13 protein-coding genes and 1 tRNA gene are annotated in these 9068 nt (G+C 62.6%); 9 read left to right on the plus strand and 5 right to left on the minus strand.

From position 1 onward, the window contains the following. Nucleotides 1-16 precede the first annotated feature (16 nt). A complete protein-coding gene (locus tag ACLGL5_RS28645; RefSeq protein WP_019859298.1) occupies nt 17-262 on the plus strand; it encodes a DUF982 domain-containing protein in 246 nt (81 codons plus the stop codon). Between the two features lie 50 nt (nt 263-312). Here ACLGL5_RS28645 and ACLGL5_RS28650 read toward each other — a convergent pair whose 3' ends face one another. Both ACLGL5_RS28650 and ACLGL5_RS28655 read right to left on the minus strand, forming a co-directional pair. Further along, nucleotides 313-450, minus strand: a complete 138-nt coding sequence (locus tag ACLGL5_RS28650) for a hypothetical protein (protein ID WP_019859300.1) — start codon at nt 448-450, stop codon at nt 313-315. 91 nt (nt 451-541) lie between these two features. Then, nucleotides 542-841, minus strand: a complete 300-nt coding sequence (locus ACLGL5_RS28655; protein ID WP_038647916.1) for a hypothetical protein — start codon at nt 839-841, stop codon at nt 542-544. 159 nt (nt 842-1000) lie between these two features. Here ACLGL5_RS28655 and ACLGL5_RS28660 point away from each other — a divergent pair, with 159 nt between their 5' ends. Next, a complete protein-coding gene (locus ACLGL5_RS28660) occupies nt 1001-1903 on the plus strand; it encodes an alpha/beta fold hydrolase (RefSeq protein WP_069092563.1) in 903 nt (300 codons plus the stop codon). Here ACLGL5_RS28660 and ACLGL5_RS28665 read toward each other — a convergent pair. Continuing rightward, a complete protein-coding gene (locus ACLGL5_RS28665) occupies nt 1900-2436 on the minus strand; it encodes an MgtC/SapB family protein (RefSeq protein WP_069092564.1) in 537 nt (178 codons plus the stop codon). The two genes, ACLGL5_RS28660 and ACLGL5_RS28665, sit on opposite strands and share 4 nt — an antisense overlap. Before the next feature lie 156 nt (nt 2437-2592). Here ACLGL5_RS28665 and ACLGL5_RS28670 point away from each other — a divergent pair, with 156 nt between their 5' ends. The 5 genes from ACLGL5_RS28670 to ACLGL5_RS28690 all read left to right on the plus strand — a co-directional run bounded on the left by ACLGL5_RS28670 (nt 2593) and on the right by ACLGL5_RS28690 (nt 5617). Then, nucleotides 2593-3075 carry a pyridoxamine 5'-phosphate oxidase family protein gene (locus ACLGL5_RS28670; protein WP_019859304.1) on the plus strand — a complete coding sequence of 161 codons (483 nt, stop codon included), beginning with the start codon at nt 2593-2595 and terminating at the stop codon, nt 3073-3075. A gap of 403 nt (nt 3076-3478) precedes the next feature. Next, a complete protein-coding gene (locus ACLGL5_RS28675) occupies nt 3479-3775 on the plus strand; it encodes a hypothetical protein (RefSeq protein ID WP_064981965.1) in 297 nt (98 codons plus the stop codon). A 37-nt stretch (nt 3776-3812) separates the two neighbouring features. After that, nucleotides 3813-3886, plus strand: a tRNA-Gln gene (locus ACLGL5_RS28680). Between the two features lie 1132 nt (nt 3887-5018). Further along, entirely contained in the window at nt 5019-5264 is a 246-nt protein-coding gene (locus ACLGL5_RS28685) for a DUF982 domain-containing protein (protein ID WP_069093464.1), read from the plus strand. A 119-nt stretch (nt 5265-5383) separates the two neighbouring features. Further along, the gene (locus ACLGL5_RS28690) at nt 5384-5617 is read left to right on the plus strand and encodes a DUF378 domain-containing protein (RefSeq protein WP_019859308.1); all 234 of its coding nucleotides are present in this window, start codon (nt 5384-5386) and stop codon (nt 5615-5617) included. Between the two features lie 183 nt (nt 5618-5800). Here the strand turns inward: ACLGL5_RS28690 and ACLGL5_RS28695 are convergent, their stop codons facing one another. Together ACLGL5_RS28695 and ACLGL5_RS28700 are read right to left on the minus strand one after the other, a co-directional pair. Continuing rightward, nucleotides 5801-6973 carry a sensor histidine kinase gene (locus ACLGL5_RS28695; RefSeq protein ID WP_069092565.1) on the minus strand — a complete coding sequence of 391 codons (1173 nt, stop codon included), beginning with the start codon at nt 6971-6973 and terminating at the stop codon, nt 5801-5803. Between the two features lie 78 nt (nt 6974-7051). Then, nucleotides 7052-7291: a hypothetical protein gene (locus tag ACLGL5_RS28700; RefSeq protein WP_069092566.1), complete on the minus strand. Its 240-nt coding sequence runs from the start codon at nt 7289-7291 to the stop codon at nt 7052-7054. Nucleotides 7292-7582: 291 nt separating this feature from the next. Between ACLGL5_RS28700 and ACLGL5_RS28705 the strand changes: the two genes are divergently transcribed. Together ACLGL5_RS28705 and ACLGL5_RS28710 are read left to right on the plus strand one after the other, a co-directional pair. Beyond that, entirely contained in the window at nt 7583-7867 is a 285-nt protein-coding gene (locus tag ACLGL5_RS28705) for a hypothetical protein (protein WP_223217711.1), read from the plus strand. A 186-nt stretch (nt 7868-8053) separates the two neighbouring features. Continuing rightward, entirely contained in the window at nt 8054-9058 is a 1005-nt protein-coding gene (locus ACLGL5_RS28710; protein ID WP_069092567.1) for an aldo/keto reductase, read from the plus strand. The last annotated feature ends 10 nt before the right edge of the window (nt 9059-9068 follow it).

A 9068-nucleotide genomic window follows, 5' to 3' on the forward strand; every position in this document is an offset into this window, starting at 1 on the left:
GGAGGTGGGAAAAACAATGGCCGAAATGATGCTGTCGACACCGGTGCGGATCAAGCCGCACGGCTCGGACACGATCCGTGAGGTGGCGACCCTGCAGGACGCCAGTGAAATCCTCATCGACTGGCCGCATGCCAGCCGCGGTCCTTTCTACCAGGCCGCACGCGAAAAGATCGAGGCGGCCCTGGAAGACAAGGACGGCGCGGCACAGGCGCAGGAAGCCTTCACGGCGCTGTGCGACCATGCCGGCGTGCTGGTCCGCTAACCCAAGAAAGCAGGCGATGCCCTCGCCTGCTTCTCTGTTGATGCCGATCCCTATTTTTGCGTGGGCAGATCGCCATCCACGATCGGATGAGAGGTCTCGAACCCAAAACTCTTCGGCGCCATCAGCATCAGGACGATGACGATGGCGATAGAGGCAATAAACGTGGCTGTGCTGGCAATATCTCTCAAGGCCCCGTCCTTTCAAATTGAATTCCTGAAAGAAACGTTTCGTCGGATACGAGGTTCCGTCTTGCGGAAATAACGCCACCAGCCAAGCTTTCTACTTGGCGGGCGGCTGGGCCGGCACTTCGCCCGGCTTGATCACCGGTGTCTTGCCTACGTCGGGCGCCGGCGTGGCCATGCCCTGGTCGCCTGTGGCCGGCGGCTTCAGCACCCCGCCGCAATCATTGAGCTTTTCGCTCAGATTGCCGCCACCTGGCTGCTGCTTGCCTTGATCGGGCTGGACCCGGCATTTGTCGGCCTGCGGGGCCGGGTTGTCGGTGCCCTGCTGCTGATCCATCTGTGCCGCCGCCGGCGCGGCCAGGGCCAGCATCAGCGACGCGATAACCAGAGGTTTCATCCGAGCCTCCTTTTGCTTTTTTTTGACGGCCGCCCGCGGCAGCCTTCCTCGCAGGGACAACGCCCAACCGCGCGAAAGGTTGGCGAACAACGGTGGACACCGAGCGACCGCAAGCAACCAAATCCGGCCTCCGGCCGTTGCCGGCAAGGAGGCACCACCATGTTCGGTAACTTTCAGTCGATGGAGATTGATACCGGCGAGGCCGGCATATTTATCCGCCGTGCGGGCAACGGTCCGGCGCTGCTGCTCCTGCACGGTTTTCCGCAGACCCATCTGATGTGGCGCGACGTGGCGCCTGAATTGGCCGAGCGGTTTACCGTCATCTGCGCCGACCTGCGCGGCTACGGCGCCAGCGCGTGCCCTTCGTCCGACAGCGCTCATGCCCCTTACGCCAAACGGGCCATGGCCGCCGACATGGCTGCCCTGATGGCCAAACTCGGCTTCGGCAGCTTCATGGTCGCCGGCCATGATCGCGGTGGGCGGGTCGCCTACCGCATGGCACTCGATCATCCAGGCCGCGTTGAAAAGCTCGCGGTGCTGGACATCGTCGCAACGGCCGACGCCTGGGATCGGGCCGACGCCAGACTGGCGCAGGGCTACTGGCCCTGGTCGCTGCTGGCGCAGCCCGAGCCCTTGCCGGAATTGATGCTGGCGGGAGCCGCCGAGGCGGTCGTTGACAACGCGCTCGGCGGCTGGGGATCGTCGCCGTCGGCATTTCCGCCCGAGGTGCGCCAGGCCTATGTCGATGCCTTGCGCGATCCCGCCCACATCCACGCCATCTGCGAGGAATACCGCGCGGCGGCGACGCTCGACCGCGAGCACGACCATGCCGACAAGGCCGCCGGCCGGCGTATCCGCTGTCCGGTGCTGGCGCTGTGGAGCGGGCAAGGCGCGCTTGCCGACTGGTACGCGGGCGAAGGCGGGCCGCTGGCTCTTTGGCGAGGCTGGGCCGATGATGTCCGCGGCCAAGCCATGCCCGGCGGCCATTTCTTCCCCGAGGAGGCGTGGCAACAAACCGCCCGGGCATTGGCGAATTTCTTCGGCGAACCAAATCGCGCCTAGTGGTCGACCTTGCCTGCACTATCGCCCGAGCGAGGAGACGGCGCACCGCGATCCCCTTTTATGTCTTGCGGGCGGGGACCGAGCCGATAGACCAGCCCCGCGACGACCAGCACGATCAGCGTGGCAAGACCGGCCACTTGCCACAGGCCGAGACCGCATGCGACGCCGATCGCGCCGGCGAGCCACATCCCGGCGCCCGTAGTCAGCCCGTGCACCTCTCCACGCGAAAACAGGATTGACCCGGCGGCGAGAAAGGCAACGCCGGCAGTCACCGCCTCGACCACACGGATCGGATCGACCTTGACGGAGTCCTGCGCGAACATTGGCGCATGGACAATCTCGATGGTGAGGATGCCGAAGGTGGCAGCGGCCACGCAGATCAGGATGTGGGTGCGCAGCCCGGCGGGACGGTTGCGCCATTCGCGCTCGAAGCCGATCACCGCGCCGTAAAGCGCCGCGAGCAGCAAACGCGCGGCAATGACCGGGAACGAGGTGTAGCTCGGATGGCCGAATTCCTCGACGAGTTGTTCCATGATTCCCTCTGAATATCTGGAGTGCACAACGTGGACGACGTGCGGGAGTTCCGTCCACGAGGCGAGCGGGTGGAACCTGCCGTCTTCGATCCGCGACAGGGAACCTTGCCAAGCGGACGGAGTTGCGTTCTCGACCTTTGAACCAGGAGGAAACTGATGGCCATTGAGAAAAACGACCTCGACCGTGTCTGGAAGCTGATGGATAAGATAGGCTTCTGCATGTTGGCCACCCGCGAAGGCGACGACATCCGCTCGCGACCGATGGCGGCGCATGTCGTGCGGGGGGAGAACGCCGTTTACTTCCTCACCGACGTCGATAGCCACAAGGATGATGAGATCGAGGCGGAGCCTAATGTCGCCTTGGCCTTTGCCGATTCCGGTGGACAGAAATACGTCTCCGTCAGCGGACAGGCGGAAGTCTCCAATGACCGGGCCAAGATCAAGGAATTGTGGTCGACACCGGCCAAGGCCTGGTGGGACAGCGCTGACGATCCGGCGATCCGCGTACTCAAGATCACCCCAAAGGATGCTCAGTACTGGGACAGTCCCGGCACCGTGGTCAGTTATGTGAAGATGCTGGCGGCGGCAGTCAGCGACAGCCGTCCGGAGATTGGCGATAGCGGCAAGGTCAGAATGTAGCTCCGACAGCGCAGGTCGCGCCCGCGGTGCGGCCTGCATTGCATCGTGCGGTAGGTTTGACTGACGGAAAAGTTCTAGCCGCGTCGGGTAGGCCGAGAGTGGCCGCTATCGTGCTGATGCTGCGTGGCAGGCGGATCGGCCCTTTGCGGGCACTCCTCGAAGCGGTGGTCTCGGCCGCCGCAGAAGGAACAGCACATAGCTTCGCGGCCCTCGTTTCCGGGCCACCATTGCGGCGTTTCGTAAGGCTTCCTGCCATCCATGACCAGCAATGCGCGATGCCTGATTTGGTTGCGTGGGCGGCCACCGCGTCTTTCCCGCGCAATGCGCGGCCCGTCGCGGAACCGGCGGACACATCCCGGGTTTTATGGGACAATGCAGCATCCTGAACCAAAGAGAAGCCGTCATGCCCGCTCGCCTTCCTGTCCTGTTGATGTCCTTGGGCGCCTTGCTCGCCGCGACCGCTGCAGCCGAGGCTCGCCCCGACAGCCGAGGCATGAGTTGTGCCGACATCCGGGCCATGATCCAGAGCCGTCGCGCCGTGGTGCTGACCACGGGACCGAACACCTATGACCGCTATGTCAGGCAGTTCGGCAATGAATGCGATTGGCCGGAAGTGCCGATGTCGGCCTATATCCCGGCGCGCGACGGGCACTGCCCGGTCTATCGCTGCGAAGAGCCGGTCGACAACTTCCCGAATTGACGCCTCGCCGTCTTGACGGCATAAGCATCCGAGCTTCTCCCGCTTCGTCTAATGGTAGGACAGCGCCCTTTGAAGGCGTGAATCGTGGTTCGAGCCCATGAGCGGGAACCAGCCACAATCAGATCGCTGGCTTCTGGACCTTCCTTCTGTCGAACATCCACCGCATGAGGGATGGACATGGCCCCGGACAAGAACGCAAAGCCGCCTTCCCCGGTGTCTCGGCGGCAATCGAGCGGGCACATCCCACCGTGTTTGCAACCGAGCCCCAAGCCTGCCTTCCGCGATCACACCATAGGCTAACGCGGCCACGTGGTTCACAGTGCAATCACAAGCGGTCGATTCCTTCGGGATGTAGCCACTGCGAAAGCCCGCTGCGGGTCGCTCCCGTGGCGGGCTTTTCCCATGGGGACCAAGGTCCCATGGCCCTCGCGCAAAGGTCTGATGTAACCGCTTTGGTTCCGGTATCGTCCATTGGACGTTCCGTTACTTTATCCAATCGCGATATACATCTCCTTCATTTGAATGCTTCAGTTGAATTGGTCGTGCCGCATATATGGCCAGCCGGCAGCCGCCCCAGGCCGGTTAGGCCCGGTGCGCTGCTTTCCCCAACCAGAGGTGTACCGGGCCGCCCTAACGATGAAAGCCCGCGCTCTCGGCCAGAGGCGCGCGGGCCGATCGGAAGCCCGATCTTCGGCAGAGATGCCCCCGCCCTGCCGACAAACACAAACAATTAGAAACGACTAATGTTCCATCAGCCCGTCATTCATCTTCGATCGAATGCCGGTTTCCCGTCGCGGCAAAATCGCCACTCAATTAGCAGGGACTTAATTAGCTATTTTGGATTTTAACGAATCGTTGACCGCGCTGTCCTATTTTGGAACAGCGCGGTCAAACCCCAACCGGACCGCGTAGGCGGCTCCGGCAACCCGGCCCCCGTTGCACTGCCGGAGCCGCCACCACACCCATATAAAATACCAGCAATGGTTGAATCAACAGTTACCACGCGTGCTTTCCAGTGCGCTAACGACGCCATTTTCCAGGCAGTGCCAACGGATCGGGGAACGCGTTCCGCTTCGATCGAGAAAGCCCGCAGGACCTTCAGGTCTCGCGCCTCGTGCGTATCCCCGAGCCAACATTCGAAGATGTCGCCACAGCAGTGCCCAGCCTCACGCGACAGTGATTGGAACCGGTGAAACCTTGCGCCGACATGCGCGTTTTCGCCGGCAACCTTGTCGAGGTTCCAATGCACCCTGGATGGTTCTCCAAGCCGGTGGTGGTTTCGGTCGGTGTGGCCGGCGCCACCCGCCACCTGTCCAATACACAGCAGGCCATCGAATTGCTGACGACACATTGGCGCGACGCCGGCAGCCTGAAACATCAGTCCGCGCTGCGCGCCTGCCGCCGAGCGACAAGCGGCGACGTGCCTCCCGATATCGCCAGGGAGGCTCTGATCGAGGCCGCGCGCGAGGCGCATATACTGGTCGAGTAGCCCGCGCCCCATTCACGGATCGCAACCCTCGTTCACAATTTCGTGATCGAGGGAACCGTTTGAAACGGCAGGCGTTTTTTTGCAGGCGTCTTTTTGTCAGGCAACATCAGGAGGCGTTTATGCGCATCATGAACCTCGTCACGCTCGCCCTCATCATCCTCGGCGGTCTCAACTGGCTGTCCATGGGTGTGACCGGCTATGACGTAATCGGCACGGTCCTTGGGGGCGCCATGCTGGCCCGCCTGGCCTATCTGATCATAGGCCTTGCAGCCATATGGCAGCTCATGCCGGGCTTCCAGAGCTTCACCGTTGGGGAAGTCGACGCCGAAAGGCATCTCCCGCATCACCGGTGACCGGCAAGCCGGGGCGGCGGAAAACCTGCCGCCCCGGTTGGGCACGACGCCCTTGGCTGGCTGTGTCCATCGCCTGATTATCGCTGGTCTTGAACAATGCCGCGATCGCAGTGGCAATCAAAATCCAACCGTTGCCGGACGGAGAAACGACGCCAATCTCTTTTTACGGGGCATACGGGACGTTCAGATGCCGAAGCCCAGCGCGGCGCCGTCGTCGCCTTCGATGCCGGCTTGCGGCACGATGATCGATGCCAGCGGTGCACTGAGGCGCCAGCTGAGACGGCCGGGCGAGCGCTCCAGTTGAGCCGAACCGCCCAGCGACTGCGGCGCCACCCGCTGCAGGACGACGGTGCCGAACCCCTTGCGCGCACTCTCGTCCCCCTTGTCGTCCGGGCGAGGCGTGGAAGTCTCGGTCCAGAGCAGCTGGAAGTCGCGTCCGCCCGATGCACCGACACTCCTGCCCAAGTCTTTGGCACCCAAGTCCTTGGCACCCAAGTCCTTGGCACCCAAGTCCTGGGTGCCGGAGCCTTGGGCGCTTGAGCCGATTGTCCAGGTGATCTCGACCTGGCCGTCTTCACTGCCCAGCGCGCCATATTTGGAGGAATTCGTGCCAAGCTCGTGGAAAGCCATGCCGAGATTCTGTACCGCATTCGACTGCAGCGTCAGGACCGGGCCGGAGAGCAGGATCTGCTCCTCGCGGCCGAAAGGCTTCAGATGTTCCTGGATCAGGTCGAACAGGCTGGCGCCGGCCCACTCCGAGGTGACGAGCAGATCATGCGAACGCGACAGCGCCATGATGCGGGCGCGGATCAGTTCCTCGAACTCCCGCGGGTCGCTCGAGCGCTTGCTCGTCTCCCTGACCATCGACAGGATGACCGCGAACTGGTTCTTGACGCGATGGTTGACCTCCCGCATCAAAAGCCTGATGCGGCGCTCGCTCTCCTTTGCGGCGGAAATGTCGCGGGCGATCTTGGAGGCGCCGACGATCTCGCCATTGGCGTTCTTGATCGGCGAAACCGTGAGCGAGACGGAGATAAGCGCGCCGTCCTTGCGCCTTCGCGTCGTCTCATAACTCGCCACGCGGTGGCCACCGCGAACCCTGCTGATGATCTCGGTCTCCTCGCTCTTGAGGTGATCGGGAATGAGCATGAGGATCGACTGGCCGACGGCTTCCTCGGCGGTGTAGCCGAACATGCGTTCAGCCGCCAGGTTCCAGCTCGTGATGATGCTGGTCAAATCCTTGCTGATGATGGCATCGAAAGAGGAATCGACGATGGCCGCGAGGCGTGCGTCGGCGGTCGCGCTCTGTTTTTCGTTGTTTGTTGCCGTCGCCGCCACGATTTCGCTCATTGGCATGAGGTAGCGCGCAAGCGGATCAAGACAATCTCCCCGGACGCAATTCACATAGGCGGCGCGCCACGGATGAAGCAAGCTTCACTCCGAAGGCCGATCGCTCGTCTCGCCGTCGCCGTCGGGCAGCACGCCGAACTCCTGCGACTTGACACCCTGCTCGGCCATCAGGAACCCATCCGAGGAAAGACCGCGCCGCAGCAGCTCCCTGACCGCTGCCGAGCGGCTCGGCATGCGCTTTTCGAAGCGCCAGTTTTCCAGCGCCGCCAATTCGTCCGTGGTGAGCATGATCTGCAGCCGTTCCGGGCGTTCCAGTTCAGCCATGTGCGCGCTCCTCGCTCAGGACTAAAAATACGGTGAGTTAGTATCTAACTCATTCAGCTTATAATTATGGTAACACCCATTACGCGTCAAGGCCGGCCAGTGAGCCCTCCGCACATCAAACGCATGATGCTCATCGAACGTCTGATACGCATTCCTGTAATTTCACTAACCAACTGATTTTATTTGTATATTTCACAGATTTTACTTGCCAGGCCGACACCCCGGGCGCATGCTCCAATCTGAACAGAAAACCGTTCCCTTTGGGAGGTTTCGATGCGGTACGATTACTCCATGCGCCTGCGCGATGACGTCAATTCAGCGGTCGAGAAGGCGTTCAAGACGGCCGGCATCGTCAACATTACGGTGACGGCCGAGCAGGTCAGGGTCATGAATCTGGCCGAGAATGTCGCGCTCGAGGATGTTGAATACCTGGTTTTGCAGGCTGCCCAAATGCTTGGAGCGGCAATCGAATTCGACACCTTGGGCAGCGGGTTGGTGCTGTCTGGAAACGGCGTCGAGGGTGATGAACCAGTGATCAGCCCCCTCATCCTTTCGCAGCCAGCCTCGATCCAGTGATGCCGCTCCGACGCGGCGCCCTCCGGTCGTGGCGTCGCTTCCAACATGTGAACGGATGGCTCCGGTCCGAGCCTGCACGGTGCCTGGCACCCTTGATCACAGTCGGTTGAGGTGGCGCTGGACACCTATGGCAACCGAGCACACGCTCTATATGGTGCTGCAAACCCCAAACGGAGCAGCGCAGCCATGACCCTCGCGACACGAAAGCTCGGCAGCCAGGGATTGAAAGTCTCGGCCATCGGCCTCGGCTGCATGGGCATGAGCCAGTCCTACGGCCCGGCCGACGAGGCCGAGTCCATCGCCACGCTGCACCGCGCCATCGAACTTGGCTGCACCTTCCTGGATACCGCCGAGGTCTATGGCCCGCACACCAACGAGGCATTGCTCGGCCGGGCGCTGAAGGGCAAGCGCGACCAGGTGACGATCGCCACCAAATTCGGCTTCCGCATCGAAAACGGCAAGCAGCTCAGCGGCGTCGATAGCCGGCCCGAGCATATCCGTGACGTTGTGGAAGCCTCGCTCGGCCGGCTCGCCACCGACCATATCGACCTGCTCTACCAGCACCGCGTCGACCCTGATGTGCCGATGGAGGATGTCGCCGGCGCAGTCGGCAAGCTTGTGGCCGAGGGCAAGGTGCGCTTTTTCGGCCTGTCGGAGGCCGGTAGCGCCAACATCCGCCGGGCGCATGCCGTCCTTCCTGTCTCGGCGCTGCAGAGTGAATATTCGCTATGGGAGCGCAATCTGGAGCCGGAGATCATCCCGCTGCTCAAGGAACTCGGCATTGGCCTGGTGCCCTTCTCGCCGCTCGGCCGCGGCTTCCTCACCGGTGATGTCAAGCGCGCCGAGGATTATCCGGAAGGCGACTATCGCCGCAACGACCCGCGCTACCAGGGCGAGAACTACGACGCCAATGTCGAGGCGGCCGGCACGGTGCGCGACATCGCGGCCGCCCGGGGCGTCAAGCCAGGACAGATCGCGCTAGCCTGGCTGCTCGGCAAAGGCAGCGATTTCGCTGTCGATATCGTGCCGATCCCCGGCACCAAGCGCAGAAAATATCTGGAGGAGAACGTCGCCGCCGCCTCGCTGAAACTCGACGCCGCCGAAATGTCCGCGCTGGACGAGGCGCTGGCGCCGGGAAAAATCTCCGGCCCGCGCTACGGCGAGCGCGGCATGGCGATGGTGGATCGATAGCTCGTCTCGA

The sequence above is a fragment of the Mesorhizobium sp. U510 genome (genome assembly GCF_059180695.1).

Coding starts and splice junctions, on each gene's coding strand:
- ACLGL5_RS28645 (WP_019859298.1), top strand. CDS start 17: ATGGCCGAAATGATGCTGTCGACACCGGTGCGGATCAAGCCGCACGGC.
- ACLGL5_RS28655 (WP_038647916.1), bottom strand. CDS start 841: ATGAAACCTCTGGTTATCGCGTCGCTGATGCTGGCCCTGGCCGCGCCG.
- ACLGL5_RS28660 (WP_069092563.1), top strand. CDS start 1,001: ATGTTCGGTAACTTTCAGTCGATGGAGATTGATACCGGCGAGGCCGGC.
- ACLGL5_RS28665 (WP_069092564.1), bottom strand. CDS start 2,436: ATGGAACAACTCGTCGAGGAATTCGGCCATCCGAGCTACACCTCGTTC.
- ACLGL5_RS28670 (WP_019859304.1), top strand. CDS start 2,593: ATGGCCATTGAGAAAAACGACCTCGACCGTGTCTGGAAGCTGATGGAT.
- ACLGL5_RS28675 (WP_064981965.1), top strand. CDS start 3,479: ATGCCCGCTCGCCTTCCTGTCCTGTTGATGTCCTTGGGCGCCTTGCTC.
- ACLGL5_RS28685 (WP_069093464.1), top strand. CDS start 5,019: ATGCACCCTGGATGGTTCTCCAAGCCGGTGGTGGTTTCGGTCGGTGTG.
- ACLGL5_RS28690 (WP_019859308.1), top strand. CDS start 5,384: ATGCGCATCATGAACCTCGTCACGCTCGCCCTCATCATCCTCGGCGGT.
- ACLGL5_RS28695 (WP_069092565.1), bottom strand. CDS start 6,973: ATGCCAATGAGCGAAATCGTGGCGGCGACGGCAACAAACAACGAAAAA.
- ACLGL5_RS28700 (WP_069092566.1), bottom strand. CDS start 7,291: ATGGCTGAACTGGAACGCCCGGAACGGCTGCAGATCATGCTCACCACG.
- ACLGL5_RS28705 (WP_223217711.1), top strand. CDS start 7,583: ATGCGCCTGCGCGATGACGTCAATTCAGCGGTCGAGAAGGCGTTCAAG.
- ACLGL5_RS28710 (WP_069092567.1), top strand. CDS start 8,054: ATGACCCTCGCGACACGAAAGCTCGGCAGCCAGGGATTGAAAGTCTCG.